Source organism: Colwellia sp. E150_009 (genome assembly GCF_053543955.1).
The window spans coordinates 67,306-87,597 of record NZ_JBHFOM010000009.1 but is presented as its reverse complement, the minus strand read 5'-3'; the positions used below and the strand labels follow the sequence as shown (position 1 = coordinate 87,597).

Sequence of the window (20,292 nt, the reverse complement as noted above, 5' to 3'; positions counted from 1 at the left end):
AATTGTTCATATTCTACTATTAGCTACTAGCTGTAGTTTTAATAGAAAGGTATTATAATAGAAACAAATTATATACCCAAATGAATTGAAATTGCAGGTTTTAGTGTACTTGGGTATTCACACCGTTAAAGAGAGTTGAGAGCAAAATGTCCCATAAAATTATCAAACAACAAGACTTAATCGACAGTGTTGAAGATGCACTGCAGTATATTTCTTATTATCATCCACTTGATTTTATTCAAGCATTAGAAAAAGCCTATCACAGAGAACAAAATACAGCAGCAAAAGATGCCATTGCACAAATTCTTATTAACTCTCGTATGTCAGCTACAGGTAAACGTCCTATCTGCCAAGATACAGGCATTGTTACCTGTTTTGTAAAAGTAGGTATGGCCGTACAGTGGGATAAAACGGATATGACAGTTCAGCAAATGGTTGATGAAGGAACACGCCGTGCTTATATGAATCCTGATAATCCTTTACGTGCATCAATTGTTGCAGATCCTGCTGGCGCACGTAAAAATACAAAAGATAATACGCCGTCAGTAGTACACATTGACCTTGTTGAAGGTGATGAAATTGAAGTGATGATAGCGGCTAAAGGTGGCGGTAGCGAAAATAAAACTAAAATGGCGATGTTAAATCCATCAGACTCTATTGCTGATTGGGTAGTAGCAACTTTACCTTCAATGGGGGCTGGTTGGTGTCCGCCAGGAATGTTGGGCATAGGTATTGGTGGTACAGCAGAGAAAGCAGGTGTATTAGCTAAGGAAAGTTTAATGGAACCTGTTAATATTCAAGAATTAATGGACAGAGGACCTCAAAATGCTGAAGAAGAACTGCGCCTAGAGATTTTTGACCGTGTAAATAAATTAGGTATTGGTGCCCAAGGTTTGGGTGGTTTAACCACCGTTGTTGATGTAAAAATTAATACTGTGCCGACTCATGCTGCCTCTAAACCTGTAGTGATGATTCCCAATTGCGCTGCCACCCGACATGTACACTTTCATTTAGATGGTTCTGGTCCTGCAGATTTAACACCACCAAAATTAGAAGAATGGCCAGACATTACTTGGGAAGTTGGTGAAAATGTTCGTCGTGTCAATGTGAATGGGTTAACGAAAGCTGATATTGCACAATGGAAAACAGGTGAAACGGTATTGTTAAGTGGTACTATTTTAACGGGTCGTGATGCTGCCCATAAACGTATTCAGGATATGTTAGCAGCAGGGGAAAAACTACCTGTAGATTTCACTGATAAGTTTATTTATTACGTTGGCCCCGTTGATGCTGTTGGTGATGAAGCGGTTGGCCCTGCGGGTCCAACGACTGCGACAAGAATGGATAAGTTTTCAGATATGATGCTTGCTCAAACAGGGCTTTTAGGATCTATTGGTAAATCTGAGCGTGGTGCTGCCACATGTGAAAGTATTAAAAATCATAACTCGGTGTATTTAATGGCTGTTGGTGGTGCTGCTTATTTAGTATCAAAAGCGATTAAAAAAGCAAAAGTGGTTGCTTTTGAAGAGTTAGGAATGGAAGCTATTTATGAGTTTGAAGTTGAAGACATGCCTGTGACAGTGGCTGTTGATAGCTCAGGCGAATCAGCCCATGTGACAGGCCCTGCAATTTGGAAAGCTAAAATAGAAGAGTTAGATCAAAAATTAAAAGTGTAAAATTTATTCTAGCCCCCGCATTGAATGCTATGCGGGGGGATTTACTTGTTCATAAAGGGTTAATTGCTTTATTGGGTTTTGCCTTCTAATAATGAAAAAATGAAATCAACCATTTGAGTTTGTACTGTAAAATGATCTTCTCCAAAGCCATTATAGGTTCTTTCAGCTTCTATATTAATGTAACGGTAGCCTTTCATTTCTGCATAAACTGATAAAGAACCATCGTCTTCATCTGGCTCATAAGCGACTTCAGGATTTTGTAGCACAGCATTCCAACCGTATTGTTTGGTAATTTCAAAATCGTTTTTATTTGTTAGAAAATATAAATCATCTTCATCATAAGTGCCATTTGATACATCTATTAAGTATTTAGCACCACTGTTGAGTTTTGTTTGGTAGCGAATAATTGAAACATCGCCTGTACCTTTTTTATTATCACCTTCAAAACCATTAGTATTATTATGCATAGCTACTAAGGCTGTTAGTTGACTAGCATTTAAGGCGGTTAGTATAAATTGGCTTAATGATTCAGCTAGCTGTTCGGTTTTACTTACAAATAACGGTTGCTTGCTTATTGTTGGGTTTAATTTTTTTATCGTTGCTATTCTGCCATGTTCAGTAAAGATACGATTAGGATCGATTTTTACTTTTTTACCGTCAATGTTAAGGGTAACTAGGCGTTTTCCATTTTGTCTTAAAACAGCGAATATTCCACCTTTTTCAATTATCTTTTTAGCAACATATTGGTTAGCAACAAACTCATCTTCGTGTGGTGCAAAAAAAGCCCATTTATTATTTGTATCGTTATTGCCGACTATTTCTAAATAGATATTAGATTGCTGTGGAAAAACTAAAGCATGAGATAATACTAAAAGTAAATTATGCATAAACTGTCTCTACTTAACGGCTGTTTCAGTTAATGTTAACTTCTTATTGTTTGCATCGAGAGTTGACATAGCGCCAATAGGAATAGTTGAAATATCGTCAATGTGGCCAATCATTAACCCCTTTAACACAGGGATATTCAAATCACCCAATCGATCTTTTATCACTTCTTCAATACTTAGCGAGTTGCCAGTAGCCGAGCAATCAGTACATTTACCAAACACTATGCCAGAAAGTTTACTTAATCTGCCAGAAATTTTTAAATGCGTTAGCATACCATCGATTCGATAAGGCGCCTCTTCAACATCCTCTAAAAATAGAATTTTATTGGTATAATCAGGTTCAAAGGGAGTGCCTATTAATTTTACCATCAACGAAAGATTACCACCAATAAGCTGACCATGGGCGAGGCCTTTATTAATTAAAGTCACTCTATTGTCTTTTTCTGCTTGGCCTTCCTTTGCTTCGAAAATCGGAGGACTGCCAAGATCTACATTTGCTTGTGGTGTAAATAAAATTTTCTTAAAACTTTGTAGGGTATATTCAGTAAAGTTTTGTTTGGCGATAGGACCATGAAATGTAATTAAACCAGTGCGGGCATAAATGGCATTTAATAGTGCTGTAATATCACTATAACCTATAAGTACTTTAGGGTTTTTAGCGATAAGTTCGTAATCTAAATAGGGTAATATTCTCGGCGAGCCATAGCCACCTCGTAAACAAAAGATACCGTCAATGTCTTTGTTCTGGAACATATCGTTAATATCCCAAGCACGATCTTTGTCTTTTCCAGCCAAATAACCGTTTCGCTCAAAAATATACTTACCTTTTTTCACTTTAAAACCAAAAGATTTTAAGACATCTGCAGCAAAATGAATTTCTTCATCTTCCCAGGTGTTACTACTGGGTGTAATTAAACCAATAGTGTCTCCTGCTTTTAAACGCTTAGGTTTTATTTGAGGATCAGTCTTCAAACCAACTTTATTTACTGTAGCTGCGTTGGTAATGTTGGGAAGAAAGCTTGCTGCAATGGCAGAACTGATCATTGCTTTTATAAAGGTTCTTCTTGGCGTCATTTTTATTCCTATTTTCATTTTAGAATAGTAAATTAGGAGTATACAGTAAAATTTTTTTATTACAAAAAAAACCAATATTAAGAATTTTATAGTATTTTTAACTTATGTGTTCACAATAGTTAAATGCTATAATTTATCTTTTTAAACTTTAAGTTAAGGTTGAACATTAATGTCAATGTCGCGATTAAACGTTATCCCTCGTGTGAGCCTGTCTCATAGTCCTACTCCGCTTGAAGCGATGCCTAAATTATCAAAATTATTAAATCGTAATATTTTTGTTAAGCGTGATGATTGCACTGGTTTATCTGGTGGTGGTAATAAAACACGTAAATTAGAATATTTGGTTGCAGATGCGTTAGCTGCGAATGCAGATACCTTAGTCACTGTTGGGGGAATTCAATCAAATCATGCGCGACAAACGGCAGCTGCAGCAGCTAAATTTGGTTTAAAGTGTGAGTTGGTATTAGAGGATGTTAAGGGTACGCCAAAGTTTGATTACTACCATAATGGCAATATACTTTTAAATAATTTATTGGGTGCAACGGTGCATCGTTTATCTGAAGAAGAAAATTGCACTGATTACGCCGATGAACTAATGAATGAGCTACAAGCAAAAGGAAAAAATCCTTATTTTATTCCTATGGGGGGGTCCAATGAAATTGGCAGTTTAGGCTATATACAATGCGCACAAGAAATAATTAGCCAAATAAATGAGCAAAAAATAGCACTTGACCATATTGTACTCGCTACAGGTAGCGCTGGTACGCAAGCAGGGCTATTAGCGGGGTTAATTTTAGCAGGTGTTGATATTCCTGTCTTGGGTGTGTGTGTGAGTCGTCCAGAGAATGAGCAGGTTGACATAGTAACGGCTTTATTGAAAAAAACATTAACCTTGATTGGTTTAGATCCTAAGTTAGTAAAAAATCGAGTGTTTGCAAATGGCAATTATTATGGCGATGGATACGGTATACCTACAGATAAAATGATTGAGGCTGTTAGGCTTTGTGCACAAAATGAAGGGTTGATTCTAGATCCTGTGTATACGGGGAAAGGAATGTCAGGTTTAATTGACTTATGTAGAACAGATGTGTTTGACGAGAAAGATAATATTTTATTTATCCACACTGGTGGTAGCCAAGGGATATATGCTTATCAAGAAATATTTTAATTAATATTGTTTTTGTAGTGGAATATGGTTTTTAATAAAAAATTACATTTGTTAGTTATTTCTTGAATAATCTATTCTTATTTGTCAGTATGCTCTATTGATGACTTTTATGTAAAGGCTTAAATATGGAATGGTATTCATTGTTACCGCCGCTCGTTGCTGTTGCAATCGTATTGTGGAAAAAGGAAGTTATATTGGCATTATTGCTAGCTATTATGACTTCTGAAATATTACTTGTAGAAACTAGCGCAACAATGCTGTTTCATGGAGGTATTGGAACATTTGAACGTATCGTTTCTATTTTTGGCTCAGATGGAAATACACGAATTATTCTTTTTAGTTTAATTATTGGCGCGGTTTTGGCCTTTATGCGTCATTCTGGTGGCGTAACAGCAATGGTTGAATATGTTATTGCTAAAGGGATAGGTAAAAACAGGCGTCAAGCAGCCTTCATGGCAAATTTTACAGGCATGGCAATTTTTATTGAAAGTAACCTTTCTGTGTTAACCGCAGGGATAGTTTCCCGAGGGTTATTTGACCGTTATAAAATGAGCAGAGCCACACTCGCCTTTATTATTGACAGCAGTGCCGCACCTATTTGTATTTTAGTATTGCTTAATGGTTGGGGGGCTTTTGTTTTAGGCTTATTGAGTAATTATGATTTTCAGCAAAGTGCAGCAGAAGTGATGTGGGGAACCATTGCACTCAATTTTTATCCTATTATTGCGCTAATGATGGTTTGGTATACTGCATATACTGGAAATTTACATGGCCCACTGGCACGTTCAAAATCAATAGTTGAGCATGATGAAGAGCGTCATCATGAATTTAAACCGACAAAAGCAAGGTTTATGTTTTTGCCATTACTCACCATGGTTTTTGGCATGATCGCTTTTATGTTCTGGACTGGTGATGGCACTTTAGCTAATGGCAGTGGTTCAAAGTCAGTATTGTATGCCACCATTAGTGCCTGTTTGGTTGCTTATATCATGATGTTATCAACTAAAAAATTTACACACCATCAACTTGTTAAAATTGGCTTTGATGGAATGAGTGAATTATTGCCTTTAGTGACTATTGTTTTATTATCATTAACCTTGGGTGCCAGTTTAAAAGAATTAGGAACAGGTATTTATGTCTCACAAATCATTGGAGATTCTTTACCATTATTTATGATTGCGCCTATGTTATTTTTAGCTGGTGCCTTTATAGCTTTTTCTACAGGTACCTCATGGGGAACCTTTGCAATACTTATTCCTATTGGCGTTCCACTTATTCAAACACTAGGTCTACCACCTTCATTTATTATTGCAGCTATTTTAGGAGGTGGTGTTTTTGGTGATCATTGTTCACCTATTTCCGACACCACAGCTGTTTCAGCTATCGCCTCTGGTTGTGAATTATTGGAGCATGTTAAAACTCAATTACCTTATGCATTATTTGGTGGTGCGTTAACGCTTATTTTATATACCTTATATGGCATAGCTTTTTTATAAGAAGCGTAGTTCATTATCGCTAGGGCTAATTTATTTTTAATATAGCTTGGCTTTATTCATTAACACGAGACTTTTTAATGATGAAAAATTATTTAATTTCATTAACTTTCATTTGTACCTTGGTAGGGGTGCCATTGTGTGCTCAAGCAAATTCTGCCCATAATGATGTGTTTGATGCGGAAAAGGTAGATACGTTAGTTAATAATGTTTTGACCACTTTTAAAGTGCCTGGAGCAGCAATAGGCGTGATAAAAGATGGTGAGGTTTTATTAAGTAAAGGTTACGGGCTACAAGATATTAATCAGTCACTACCGATTGATCAAAATACAGTTTTTAAAATTGCATCGACAACAAAAGCTTTCACGGCGGCGGCGTTAGCTATATTGATAGATCAAAAAAAGATTACTTGGGAAACTAAAGTAGTTGACATTATTCCAAACTTTGCACTTTATGATGAATGGGTAAGTAAGGAGTTTACCATTGCTGATTTATTAACGCATCGCAGTGGTCTGGCTCGTTTTGCAGGTGATTTAATGTTATGGCCTGAGCCTGCAGGTTTTAGCCGTAATGAAATTATTAATAACTTGAAATATTTGAAGCCAGCTTCAGGTTTTCGCAGTAAATATGCTTATGATAATTTACTGTATATAGTTGCAGGAGAGATTGTTGCAAAAATATCAGGTGTCTCTTGGGAAATATTTGTAGAAGAAAATATTTTTTTACCCCTTCAAATGAAACGTTGTTTTGCAGGGCCAGTTCCAGCAAAACAGATGAAAAACATTGCTCAGCCGCATGGGTTAATCAATAACAAGCCCACCATTATTAAGCGTAACCAAACGTATCATAAAGAGAGCGTTATGGCGGCTGCAGGTGGCATAAAATGCAGTGTTAATGATTTACTTATTTGGGTTGAAACTCAGTTAAATAGAGGTGTATCTCCATCGGGTATTAGTATTTTCAATGAAGAACAAAGTGAAGTGATGTGGCAACCACACACTATTTTGCCCGTTAGTGAATATGACAAGCAATTTGATAATACTCATTTTAAATCTTACGGTTTGGGGTGGCATTTAGCTGATATGCATGGCTTTAAACGTGTTTCTCATACTGGCACATTATCAGGTAATTTATCTTACATTACTTTAATACCAGAGCTTGATTTAGGTGTGATTGTACTGATTAATCAAAACTCATATTACGCAAGAAATGCAATAATGAGCAGTATTGTTCAATCATTTATGGATATTGAGCAAAAAGATTGGTTGGCCATACAATTAAAACTCCAGCAAGAAAAACTTGCCAAAAAACATGCAACAGATTTTGATACTAGCCTTTCACTAAACGTAATACCTATTCGTAAACAGGTTGATTTACCTTTAAATGCTTATACTGGCCTTTATCAAGATCCTTGGTTTGGCCAAGTGAAAATTTCATTAAAAAATAAACAGCTTTACTTTCAATCATTGAAGTCAACAAGAATGAAGGGGCAAATGATTGAAAATCAAGATAATGAATTTATTGTTTGGTATGACGATAGAAGTCTAGAAGCAGATGCTTTTGCTCGATTTATTGTTGATGAGAACAACAACGTTATCTCATTAAAAATGGATAGATATTCTGATGATGTAGATGCCAGTTTTGATTATGTTGATTTAAATTTCACTCGTCTGTGAGAAAAGCCCATTGTCATTATTAATTAGCACCTATTTAAAGAATATATAGGGATAAGAGGAATTATGTTTGATCGTATAGGTCTGAAAACGACGTTTAGCTTAGTTGGAGTTATATTTATAACCGTTATTTTGTTTTTTAATTATCAAACTGAAAGGACGGAAATAGCACAAAAAATTGCTCAGAAAATTATGTTGGATATTCGGTATTATTGTCCTGAAATAACCGAGCATGTTGTTTTTACTGAAGACAACCAATGTGTGTCACCCGTAACGACACTTCCAAATGATCTATCCAAGTTGATTACAGATACATCGCTTGGTTCCATTATTTTATTTGCCGAAAACTTTACTGATATTGAGCAAGCTATTAACTTAACTCAAGATTTACAAAAAGCATCACGGTTATCAAAAAGTGGCAAGCCTTTATTCATTTCAATTGATCAAGAAGGTGGGCGGGTTGTTCGTTTACCAAGATCTATTGCGACTTCATTTACTGGTAATATGGCGATTGGTGCCACTTATCAAAATAACGGTGATTATTATGCAAGAAAAGTTGGAGAAGTTATTGGTGCTGAATTATTTGTCTTAGGCATTAACGTCAACCATTCTCCTGATGTCGACGTAAATATCAACCCTAACAATCCAGTTATTAATGTTCGTTCTTTTGGCGAAACACCTGAAATTGTTGCTGAATTAGGCCTTGCTATGCTTGAAGGGTTGCAGTCTAGAGGTGTTATTGGAACACTCAAACACTTCCCTGGTCATGGAGATACTAATACCGATAGTCACACTGGCTTACCCCGTGTTGAGCATATATATGACGTTGTTAAAGCGGTGGATTTATTACCATTTCAAAAAGCAATAGAACACGGTAATGCTCACATGATTATGACTGCCCATATTCAATATCCAGCGCTTGATAATAGCGTGGTGATTAATAAATTTGGTGACTCTATGGTAAAGCCCGCAACCCTGTCTAAAGAAATCTTAACGTCCTTGTTAAGAGATAAAATGGGCTTTGACGGTGTTGTTATTACGGATGCATTAGATATGGCAGGAATTTCCCAGTTTTTTTCTGAAGATGAAGCGGTTGTTCATACCTTTAATGCGGGGGCTGATATTGCCATGATGCCGATGAGTATTAGACAACCTTCGGATATACCTCGTTTTAAAGCATTTATTGACTTATTGGTAGACAAAGTATTATCGGGAGAATTATCTATTGATGAATTGAATAATTCAGTTGATAGAATTGTCACATTAAAGAAAAAGTTAATGGCTACTCCAAGCAGTAATGTGAACACACTCGTGACGAGAGCTAAAAAAATATTGGGTAGTAACAAACACAAAGATCTAGAACAAGCATTGGTTCAAGAGTCTGTAGTTGAGCTTAAGTCTAATGTCCAAATAGCAAAACATTTACCAAATATTAACAGAATTCACCTTGTCTTTCCTAAAAAAATACAGTCAGAGGCCATGGCATTGGCACTTAACAGTTATTCTTTAAGTATTGCAGGAAAACCTTGGGAAATTTCACTCTCCAATTTAGAAGATCTGGATGCTAATTTGATGCATCAAAGAATTGATAATAGTGAGCTGGTTATTGTGGCTAATGATAGTCAAAAAACAGCCGTCGAAACAGGACAAGCCAGCGATTTAATTAACGCTAAAATTATAAGTAATATGAAAAGTGCTGATCAAGCATTGAGTATTTTATCCTATGCTAAAGAAAAGGATCTAGCGACCATTTACATTTCACTTAACGCACCATATCAATTAGAAAAGTTTACTGATATTGCCGATTGGGTTTTAGCTTCTTTTGATGGAAATGCTTATCAAGAACCTGAAACACATAAATACACAGGGCCTGTTTTTAATGCTTTAGCACAAATAATAACAGGTCAAATTGCCACCATGGGGCATTTACCTATTACCGTAACACAATCGTTGCCATAAATGGGTTGTATAAAGTCAATAAAGAATGTTTGTGGGAATTCACTTGAGGGTTTTAAATGAAAATTAAGCGTTTTATTTTATTTGTATTTCTTATAAAGATAAATTTTTATGCTTGGGCGGCATCTGAATATTTTGAAAAAGGATCAGACGTGATCAATGTAAGCGAAGCACAATTAACAAGTGATTATTGGATTGATTTAAACCAAAAGCAGTTAAATGGTCAAAGTACTTTGATTGACTATGATAAAATCAATGAATTTAATCAACAAGTTATGAATAGTAGTGTTCATGTTATTGAACCGCTATTTATGAAGGAAATGTTAAATAAAGTCGAATTAATTACGTTAATTAATAAAATTAGCTCTGTACCTAAGGGCGCTCGATTTTATGATGATGGTCATAAATTAGGAGAAAAAGAGTTTAGCGGTTATAGAGATAATGTAAATATATCGGGCGTATTTGCTAATAATAAAGTGAAATGGGGATTAGTGGTTAAACGTTCTCCATTGCGAACATTTCCTACAAAAGACAGAGTTTACAATAAAGGAATGGATAAAGACCTTGATAGATTTCAAGAAACGGCCGTTTTTCCTGGTGAAGCTGTTGCTGTGTTGCATGAAAGTAAAGATAAACAATGGTACCTAGTACGTGCATACAATTACTTGGCTTGGGTTTCACAAAAAGACATTGCCGTTGGTAGCAAAGAAACAATTAATAACTTTATACAATCCAAACACTTTTTAGTAGTAACTGGCAGTAAAGTCTTTACTACTTTTGTGCCTAATAAGCCTGAGATCTCGCAAGTTCAGTTAGATATGGGAGTAAAGTTGCCGTTAATTAATAACGAAGAACATGTTGGGAATCTTTATGGGCAAAACCCCTATACCTCACACATAGTACAATTTCCTGTTCGAAATAAACAAGGAGAATTAGTTTTTTTACCTGCGATGATAGCAAAAAGTGAAGACACTAATATTGGATATTTAGCTTTTACAAAACAGAACATTATTAATCAAGCCTTTAAATTTTTAGGTGAGCGTTATGGCTGGGGTCATGATTATAATGCTCGAGACTGCACTGGTTTTGTTGGAGATATTTACAAAAGCTTCGGTTTATTAATGCCAAGAAACTCAGGTCAACAGGGTAGAGCGACTTATGGTAAAAACGTTCATTTTACGTCACAGTCGAATAAACAAGATAAATTAGCTGCGATAAGTCAATTAGAGGTTGGGGACTTACTCTATATTCCTGGTCATGTTGTGATGTATATAGGCACTTATAATAATCAACCCTATATTATTCATGATGTTAAAGGTTTGTCTTATTATCTAGAAAACAAACAATTTTATAAAGGAACATTAAATGGTGTCTCAGTTACCCCTTTACTGCCTTTACAGCTATCTAAGACGAAAAGTTATATTGATACTCTTTATAATATTAAAAAGATCAGACTCAATTAAAGCTTGTTGATAAATATAGAGAAACCATTAAGGCAGTAAAATGAAAATTACAAATATCCGTTTCGCCAAGTTAGTCGTACCGTTGCTAACCCCGTTTAAAACATCAATGAGGACAGTAGAAAATATTGAAGATTTAGTTGTTATTGTTGAGACTGATGCGGGTCAAATTGGTTATGGTTCAGCCCCCGCAACTCCTGTTATTACTGGTGATACGCATGGTTCAATTATAGCGGCAATAAATACGGTTATGCTGCCTAAGTTGCAGGGAATGGATATTGAAAACTTAAATGACATCATTAATGTGATTCAACGCTCGCTAGTAAATAATACCAGCGCGAAAGCAGCAGTAGAATTAGCAATATATGATTTGTGGGGAAAGCTTCATCAAGCTCCCCTCTATAAGTTACTGGGTGGAGGAAAAAACACCTTAAAAACCGATGTCACCATTAGTGTTGATAATATAGAAAAGATGATAAGTGACTCAATTAAAGCAATAGACGACGGCTTTGATATATTAAAAATTAAAATTGGCACGGATATCGAAGCAGATATTGACAGGGTAAAAGCTATTTATAATGCCATAGATAAAAATGTACAACTAAGATTAGATGTTAACCAAGGGTGGAGTGCTAAACAAACAGTTTATGCAGCCAATTATTTTGAACGTATTGGAATACAATTGGAGTTGATTGAACAGCCTGTGAGAGCAGATGATATTGCGGGTTTGAAATATATTTCTGATCGCGTACACACGCCTATTATGGCAGATGAAAGTGCGTTTTCACCTAAGCAAGTTATCGAACTGATCACAAGCCATTCAGTTGATATTATCAATATAAAACTAATGAAAACAGGTGGTATTTCAAATGCTATTAAAATTGCAGATATTGCTAAAATATATCAAGTGGAATGCATGATTGGTTGTATGCTTGAAGGAAGTATAGGTGTTTCTGCTGCGGCACATTTAGCGGTAGCAAAAGCTGATGTTATTACTAAAATTGATCTTGATGGCCCTGCATTGGGAATGTTTGATCCTATTTCTGGAGGTGTTTCCTTTAATAAATCAGTCATTACGTTAAATAATTCCCCCGGTTTGGGTATAGATTCAATCAATGGTTTGGTTGAATTATAAACAACGGTTGTATTCTCATTTAATTATATTTTGTTATATTTAATTATTAAAGTGTGGTAATGTTTGAATAAATTATTCCACTGATTATGTTAATTACCATATTATGGTGGTGTGAAATTTTGAGGATCATATGAACACACTCTATTCTGGGTTGGATTGGCTGGTTTTTGGTTTATACGGAATCTTATTATTAGCTTCTGGTTTCTACTTTAATCGCAAAAAATCTACTAATACTCAAGATTTTTTTCTTGGTGGAAACAAAATTCCAACGTGGATGGTCGCTATTTCTATTTTAGCAACATCACAATCTGCGGCCACTTTTTTAGGTGGGCCAGATCAAGGCTATCAAGGCGATTTATCTTATTTAGTGACTAATATTGGAGCGATCATAGCCGCGGTTTTAGTGACCATTTTTTTAGTGCCTAAATTTTATCAACAGAAAGTTTTTACTGTCTATGAACTGTTAGAAAAGCGAATGGGGAGTTCAGCAAAAAAGCAAGCAGGGATGATGTATTTGTTTGGAAGAGTTTTTGCTAGTGGGGCAAGGTTATACATGGCCGCTTTGGCTGTCGCTATGATTCTCTTTGGTAATATAGCAGCAGAAAATGTTATTATTGCTACGATTCTGTTAACTTTTGTTGGATTAATTTATACCGTATTCAGTGGTATAAAAACTGTTATATACAGCGATGTTATTCAGTGTGCAATTTATGTTAGTGCGGCTCTTTTTGTTATCTATTTTCTTTATACGGCAATACCCGCAAGCTTTACTCAAATTATCGATGCATTACAACATCCTGCTCCAAATCAGTCTTCAAAATTAGCACTTTTTAAGTTTGACTGGGATTTTTCTTCTGCAGGTGTGTTTAACTTTTGGTCAGCAATTACCGGTTTTATGTTGTTAAATTTTGCGGCATTTGGATTAGATCAAGACATGACACAACGTATTTTAACGTGTAAAAATGCCAAAGAAGCGAATAAAGCAATGCTGCTTTCGGTGCTATTGGTTATTCCTGTCATGTTGTTGTTCATTATTATTGGGCTATTGCTTTTTATCTTGTATCAACGCCCAGACATTATGCAGATGTTACCTACCAATGAACTTATTCAAGATTTTCAAGGTGAAAAAATTACTATTTTTATGTATTACGTACTTAATGAAATACCATCAGGCGTACGGGGTTTAGTTACTATTGGTATTATTGCTGCGGCCTTGTCTACGTTAAATTCAGGGTTAAATTCAATGTCATCAGTCGTGGTTAATGATTTATATCGTCCGTTTAAAGAAAAGAACAACATAGCGCTATCAGAGTCACATTATGTAAAAGCAGGGCAAGTTGGAATGATCGTTGTCGCTGTTGCATTATGTTTAATGGCAATATTATGCTTTTATTGGCAGCGGTATACGGATATGCCCCTATTAAAATTTGCATTAAGCGTTATGGTTTTTTCTTATAGTGGTTTATTAGGCGTGTATTTCACCGCATTATTTACCGAAAGAGGTAATCAACGCTCTGTTTTTTGGGCATTAACAATAGGTTTTTTGGTTACTTTGTTTTTTCAACCTTATGTTATGTCAGTTATTTTACCCGCACAGTGGATGTTTGATTTAGGTTTTACTTGGCAGTTATGTATTGGTGCTATTATCTCCTTTTGTGTTTGTATATTAGGCTCTAATAAAGTGAATGAAAAAAGCGTAGCTGCTTGTGAGAGTATATAACCTATGGATAATATTATTAATAACCGAAATTTTATCTTGGGTGTTGATGGAGGCGGAACTAAAACCATTGCTCGGCTTGAAAATTTAGACACAGCACAAAAATGGCAAGCGATAAGCGGACCAGCTTCACTCACTAATGATTATAATGCTGCACTAGATAACTGTAAAATGTTACTCAGTGAATTATGTGCCAAAGCTGATTGTAAGCCTAGTGAAGTGACCGTTGTTTTTGGATTAGCGGGAGCGAGTAATAAGGAAAAAGCGCATCAATTTGAAGTGTCTATTTCAATCGGATATAAAGCCGTAAAAGTATATACTGATGCAAAAACGTCTCTTTATGGTGCTAATTTGGGTAAGCCTATAGCAATTGTATCGTTAGGTACGGGATCTGTTGGCGCGGTATTAACCGCCGAAGGAAAGGAGTTTCAAATTGGAGGTTGGGGGTTTAATGTTGGAGATGAAGGGAGTGGAGCAAAATTGGGAGTATTGATTGTTAAATCTGTATTATCAGAGATAGAAGATTCGGGTAATGTACATAGCCTATTGGCTCGAATTATTGTTAAAAGGTTTGGAGGAGTGTTAGATAATGTTTTAACTTGGTCAACGTCAGCGACACCTTCTGACTTTGCAAGTTTAGCACCGTTAGTTTTTGAATATCAAGACAGGTGTCATTTAGCTAAAAACATTTTAATTGAGCATGTTAATCACGTAGAAAACTTAATTAAAAAAACGCGCTCTAACCTACAGTTACCAGTTATTTTGCTTGGGGGGCTCTCTGTACCAACAATTCCATTTTTAAGTCCAGAATTACGATCTATGCTGACTAATGCAAAAGGTAACTCTTTAGACGGTGCATGTTTTTTAGCTAAACAGTTAAAATATAAGGTATCAGTAAATGAAGACTAAATTAAATGTTCAACAATCCCAATTAATTAATGACTTACAGCAGATGTCGTCTGAAGGGCGTAATCCTGCAACGATGGATTTAGATTTATTAGACACAACAAGTTTATTAGTTGCACTTAATAAAGAAGATCAGAAAGTTGCTCAAGTCGTTCATAGTGCAATTCCAGATATTGCTTCAGCCGTAGAAAGCATCGTCTCTGCTTTTAGTCAGGGAGGAAGATTAATTTATGTGGGGGCAGGTACCAGCGGCCGTTTAGGGGTATTAGACGCCGTAGAATGCCCACCAACATTCAGTGTTTCAGATCAGCAAATTATTGCATTGATTGCTGGCGGAAAAAGCGCAATGTATAAGGCTGTTGAAGGCGCTGAAGATGATCCTTTGCTGGCAATATCCGAGCTGAAAGAATGTCATGCGTGTCAAAACGATGTTGTGGTAGGTATAGCTGCTAGTGGACGAACCCCTTACACTATTTCAGCCTTACAATATGCTAAAAAAGTTGGTGCTGTTGCTATTGGGGTTGCTTGTAATTCAGGTTCTGAATTACTAAAAGAAGCTGATATTGCCATTTGTGCTGAAGTAGGGCCGGAGGCACTTACTGGTTCAACACGACTGAAGTCAGGAACAGCTCAAAAGTTTATTCTCAATATGCTGACCACAGCAAGTATGATTAAATCAGGTAAAAGCTATGAAAATTTAATGGTAGACGTTTATGCAAGTAATGAAAAACTGAAAGCAAGAGCCGTTCACATTGTTATGCAGGCAAGCACTTGTGACATTGAAACGGCCACTGCAGCTTTAGCCAAGGCTGGTAATAATGCTAAACTTGCTATTTTACTTGTTTTAACTGGTTTACCCATAAATAAGGCTAAAGAGCTATTAGAAAATAATCATGGTTTTTTAAGAGCTGCAGTTAACGAATGTGCCCACATATAGTAAAAACACTTAGCTTTTTATTAAGCTAAGTTTTTATTATTGCTCACGAAACTCTTTGACCGCATTATTACTCTTTTCTAATAGTTTTCTTCCCTGACTAGAAGATTGTGTAATAGCAATAAATAATATATCAATCACAAACTCTTGCGAGGTTCTTGCTAGGATAGATGATAAGCGTATAGATTCTTGTTCTGCAACTGAATAGAGTTTCACATCAGCATTTTCTGATACAGGAGTAGAGCCATATTTGGTTAAAGATATTACAGAGCTTTTATTTGCTTTTGCTTGTTCAGTTACCGATTTTATTTCTCTTGTTTGCCCTGATTCACTAATAGCAAAGACTAAATCACCTTTTTTAAATGTTGACACATAAGCTAGTTGTGCATGACCATCAGGCTCTGCATAGGCAGAAAGTCCTAATTTTTGTAATTTATACGAAAAATCTTTACCAACTAATGCTGAACCACCAAGTCCGCAAATTAAAATACGCTTGGCTGAGGTGATTAACTTAACGGCTTCTTCAAACGATTTTAGTTCATTCAATATTTTTGTTTCAGAAAGTACAGCCATTTTGCTGCTGAGCAATATATCAGCAATCTGAGTTAAATTTGAACTTAAGGTAATTTCGCCGTGTAATTTGGGATCACTAGTGTCATTGTTTAGTGCGTCAACTACAGCCATTTTAAACGCTGGATAACCTTTGTAACCTAATTTTTGCGTGAATTTAACCACACTAGATTGGCTTATGCCAATGACATTAGCTAATTCTTGCGATGATAATTCTCTTATTGCGTTGGATGATTTCAAAACAAAGTTAGCGAGTTTAAGTTCACTAACAGAGAGTGTTTTTTGAATCGCTTTAATTTTAACAAGTGCTGACATTGTTACCTACAGTAATAAATTATTTTTGAGTTTATATCATTATTTAATTAATCATTGCTAGCAATAAATAGTAACAGCGCTATATTTTAGTTAGTAAATAATAAAAACAATCGTTAAAAATAATAATATATTTATATTAATTGATAAAGTTGTAATAAAATATTTACTTTAATGTGTATTGTGATAAGTTAATAGAATAAAAAACATACATCAAAAACATCTAAAATAATAATTAACTTGGAGAAGCTAAACATGAAATTAACGAAAATAGCACTTTTCATTGCAATAGGGCTAGGTGTATCTACATTTGCACAGTCTGCTAGCATAAAAGGGAAGGTAACCGCAGAAGGCTCAGGCCTTGCTATTGGTGGTATTACGGTAACAGCCTCAAGTGAAAACATGCCAAAGCCACGTACCGCGGTAACAAACACTGATGGTAGTTACAATCTCCCAGCATTAATTCCTGGCACATATGAACTCACATTTGCTTCTGCTGATGGCACAACACGCAGAATGAGTGTTGAAGTTTTCTTAGACCAATCAACAAAAGTAAATTTATTACTTGAACCTGTTGATAAGAAAATCGAAGTAATTACAGTCACTGGGTCATCCATTGTTCGTGAAGGTAATTCTTCATTAACTAACTCTATCGGTGCAGATGTTGTTGAAAGTGTACCAACAGGTACAAACTACCGTGATTTGATGAAACTTATTCCAGGTGTTCAATATTCTGAAAACTCAGTTTTAGGACCGTCTGCTGGTGGTTCTGGCCGAGATAATAAGTATGGCTTTGATGGCGTTGATGTATCGTTACCTATGTTTGGTACGTTAGCGTCTGAGCCCTCTACTCATGATGTTCAAAGTGTTACTGTTGACCGAGGTGGAGCGAAAGCAATAGGTTTCAATCGTTCAGGTGGTTTTTCAATTGATACCATTTCTAAATCAGGTACGAATGAATTTCATGGTAGTTTAGAGTACAAAATTCAGAATAAGAACCTTGTTTCAGAAAAAGATGATGCTAATGGCGAATCATACGAATTAGATCAAAGTTGGTTAATCGGTAGCTTAAGTGGTCCTATCATAACGGATCAATTGTTTTTCTATGGTTCATTTTATCAACCAGAAGAAAATGAAGGTAATAAGTCTAATGCTACTGGTCCGGTAAAAGATTACGACAGTAAGCGTAAAGAATATTTTGGTAAATTAACTTATGCACCCATAGATGATTTATTATTAAACTTTAGTTACCGTACCTCTGATAAAAAAAATACAGGTGAATCGATTGAACCATTTAATGCCGATAGTACGTCAGAAGGTTCAAAAGCAGATCAAGACATTTTAACGTTTGAAGGTTCATATATTATTAGTGATTATACTACGTTAAATTTTCAATACAGTGAATTTACACTTGAAACCTCTGGTGGCCCTGATAGATTATTACCTGATGTTACACCTGTTTCAGGCGCTGATCTCGATTTAAGTAACCTAGATAACCTAGGTCTCTTTTCTGTACCCAACCTTCAACTCGACAATGATGAATTTGATAGTGCGGGTGCACAAGCGTTAATTGATCAATATGGTTATATTGGTGATGCAGGTGTGAAAACTGGTGGTGGTGGTATTGGTGCCGCTTCAACTATTAACCAAAACAACTTTTATCGTGACAGCTTTGAAATATCTTTAGAACATGAGTTAGATTTAGGGTCAACATTTCATAATATTCATGTTGGTTTTAAATGGGCTGAAGGTACAGAGACACTTAGTCGATACTCAAATGGTTGGGGTAGTTTAGAATATATTGGCGGTGAAGAAACTGCGTCTGATGGAACCCCTATTTATTATCGAACAATCACTCAACAAATGAGTTTGCAAGATGCGTCAGGCGCGACAGTACCTGAAATTGAGTCTTCAAGCGAAAGTTATAATATAGAAATCAATGATTCAATTGAATATGAAAACTTTATTTTCGAAGTGGGTGTACTCGTAAGTAAAGATGTTCTTTATGGCCAAGGTCTTAGAACCAATTCATCTAATGTGTCAGGGTATGAATTAGCACCAGGTGAAAAATATAAAATGTACACGGTTGATTTTAAAGATATGATTCAACCGCGTTTAGGGGCAACTTGGAATTACCAAGAAGATGCGTCAGTGTTCATTAATTATGCTCGTTATAATCCAGAAGCAACGTCATTAGCTCGTGCTGCTTCTTGGGCAAGAAATACGCGTTCTGCATTAGATGTTGATTTTGACAAAGACGGTAACTATATTGAATCAGAACCAAGAGATGGTTCATCAGGTAAGTTTTTTCAAGATGATATGACACCTCGAAGTATTGATGAGTTTACTATTGGTGCAACTAAGTCAATGTCTAATAATCTGTATTTACGTGGTCATGTACGTCATCGTAAAGGCGACCATTTCTGGGAAGATACACCGAATACTTCACGTCTTGATGATTATGAAAGTCCATTTGGTGGTGTGCCAGCGCATATTGCTGAAAAAGGGCTTTATATTGAAAACTTAGACGCAATGCGTGATGAAGTGGGTGGTTCATCATATGTTATTGCTGAGTTAGATGATGCCTTTACTAAGTATTGGGAAGTAAGTTTAGAAGCTGAATATCAGGGGGATCGTACTTACCTTAATGTTTCTTATGTATGGAGTCATTACTACGGAAGTTATGATCAAGATAATACGGGTGAGGATAGTGATACTAATTTATTTATTGGTTCATCAAACCTTGGTGATGGTGAAGGTCGACAAGTTTGGGATGGAAAATACGGAACATTAAATGGCGATAAACCTCATGTATTTAAAGCATTTGGTTACTATACTACCGATTGGGAAGCCAATGTTGGCGCATACTTTATCTATCAATCAGGTGATGTTTGGGAGAAATGGGACGGCTCTGTATATGGTTATGCTAGTTCAACCATTCGTTATGCGGAACATGCAGGTAGCCGCCGTGAAAGCAGCCATTGGCAATTGGATTTAAACTACAACCAAAACTTCACTTTTTATGATGATTATGTTGTTGAGTTTAAAGCTGATTTATTTAATGTTTTTGATAATCAAACTGGTTATGATTATGACCCATATGCATCACATACAACCTTTGGTGAAGCTCGTGAATTGATTAGTCCTCGTCGATTACAGTTATCGGTTAAAGTGGAATTTTGATCAGTGAATAAATAGTTAAATTTCAGCGTATTATTTAGAGTTATTATTTAAATCCCCGTCACTAGATGGGGATTTTTATTACTTCTATTAATGGTTATTAATACGTCTATTTTATAAGTTAATGAAAAGGTATAACGATGGGAAGGTT

14 protein-coding genes are annotated in these 20,292 nt (G+C 35.8%); 11 read left to right on the top strand and 3 right to left on the bottom strand.

The genetic code is table 11. The features are described from left to right. Positions 1 to 146 precede the first annotated feature (146 nt). Positions 147 to 1,676, top strand: coding sequence for a fumarate hydratase (locus ACE1OF_RS06440; protein WP_448893428.1), 1,530 nt, complete (start codon positions 147 to 149; stop codon positions 1,674 to 1,676). A 68-nt stretch (positions 1,677 to 1,744) separates the two neighbouring features. On the opposite strand, the gene ACE1OF_RS06435 is transcribed toward ACE1OF_RS06440, so the two are convergent. Both ACE1OF_RS06435 and ACE1OF_RS06430 read right to left on the bottom strand, forming a co-directional pair. Then, positions 1,745 to 2,563, bottom strand: coding sequence for a hypothetical protein (locus ACE1OF_RS06435; protein ID WP_448893427.1), 819 nt, complete (start codon positions 2,561 to 2,563; stop codon positions 1,745 to 1,747). Between the two features lie 9 nt (positions 2,564 to 2,572). Beyond that, positions 2,573 to 3,637 (bottom strand): S66 peptidase family protein, encoded by a 1,065-nt coding sequence (locus tag ACE1OF_RS06430; RefSeq protein ID WP_448893426.1) that lies wholly within the window; start codon positions 3,635 to 3,637, stop codon positions 2,573 to 2,575. Between the two features lie 175 nt (positions 3,638 to 3,812). On the opposite strand from ACE1OF_RS06430, the gene ACE1OF_RS06425 reads away from it, so the two are divergent. The 9 genes from ACE1OF_RS06425 (at position 3,813) to murQ (ending at position 16,082) form a co-directional block, all read left to right on the top strand. After that, on the top strand, positions 3,813 to 4,805 hold the full coding sequence (locus tag ACE1OF_RS06425) for a D-cysteine desulfhydrase (protein ID WP_448893425.1): 993 nt from the start codon (positions 3,813 to 3,815) through the stop codon (positions 4,803 to 4,805). Positions 4,806 to 4,930: 125 nt separating this feature from the next. Further along, the gene (locus tag ACE1OF_RS06420) at positions 4,931 to 6,301 is read left to right on the top strand and encodes a Na+/H+ antiporter NhaC family protein (protein WP_448893424.1); all 1,371 of its coding nucleotides are present in this window, start codon (positions 4,931 to 4,933) and stop codon (positions 6,299 to 6,301) included. Between the two features lie 77 nt (positions 6,302 to 6,378). Then, complete coding sequence (locus ACE1OF_RS06415) at positions 6,379 to 7,974, top strand: serine hydrolase (RefSeq protein ID WP_448893423.1); 1,596 nt, start codon at positions 6,379 to 6,381, stop codon at positions 7,972 to 7,974. 63 nt (positions 7,975 to 8,037) lie between these two features. After that, positions 8,038 to 9,930, top strand: coding sequence for a glycoside hydrolase family 3 protein (locus tag ACE1OF_RS06410; protein ID WP_448893422.1), 1,893 nt, complete (start codon positions 8,038 to 8,040; stop codon positions 9,928 to 9,930). Positions 9,931 to 9,986: 56 nt separating this feature from the next. After that, the gene (locus ACE1OF_RS06405) at positions 9,987 to 11,390 is read left to right on the top strand and encodes a C40 family peptidase (RefSeq protein WP_448893421.1); all 1,404 of its coding nucleotides are present in this window, start codon (positions 9,987 to 9,989) and stop codon (positions 11,388 to 11,390) included. A gap of 40 nt (positions 11,391 to 11,430) precedes the next feature. Continuing rightward, complete coding sequence (locus ACE1OF_RS06400; protein ID WP_448893420.1) at positions 11,431 to 12,522, top strand: dipeptide epimerase; 1,092 nt, start codon at positions 11,431 to 11,433, stop codon at positions 12,520 to 12,522. A gap of 130 nt (positions 12,523 to 12,652) precedes the next feature. Continuing rightward, positions 12,653 to 14,242: a sodium:solute symporter gene (locus ACE1OF_RS06395; RefSeq protein WP_448893419.1), complete on the top strand. Its 1,590-nt coding sequence runs from the start codon at positions 12,653 to 12,655 to the stop codon at positions 14,240 to 14,242. Between the two features lie 3 nt (positions 14,243 to 14,245). Then, complete coding sequence (locus ACE1OF_RS06390; protein WP_448893418.1) at positions 14,246 to 15,148, top strand: BadF/BadG/BcrA/BcrD ATPase family protein; 903 nt, start codon at positions 14,246 to 14,248, stop codon at positions 15,146 to 15,148. Continuing rightward, a complete protein-coding gene (gene murQ / locus ACE1OF_RS06385; RefSeq protein ID WP_448893417.1) occupies positions 15,138 to 16,082 on the top strand; it encodes an N-acetylmuramic acid 6-phosphate etherase in 945 nt (314 codons plus the stop codon). Before ACE1OF_RS06390 ends, murQ begins: the two co-directional genes overlap by 11 nt. A gap of 36 nt (positions 16,083 to 16,118) precedes the next feature. Here murQ and ACE1OF_RS06380 read toward each other — a convergent pair whose 3' ends face one another. Then, positions 16,119 to 16,964, bottom strand: coding sequence for a MurR/RpiR family transcriptional regulator (locus ACE1OF_RS06380; protein ID WP_448893416.1), 846 nt, complete (start codon positions 16,962 to 16,964; stop codon positions 16,119 to 16,121). Positions 16,965 to 17,216: 252 nt separating this feature from the next. Here ACE1OF_RS06380 and ACE1OF_RS06375 point away from each other — a divergent pair, with 252 nt between their 5' ends. Beyond that, on the top strand, positions 17,217 to 20,144 hold the full coding sequence (locus ACE1OF_RS06375; protein WP_448893415.1) for a carboxypeptidase regulatory-like domain-containing protein: 2,928 nt from the start codon (positions 17,217 to 17,219) through the stop codon (positions 20,142 to 20,144). Positions 20,145 to 20,292 lie beyond the last annotated feature (148 nt).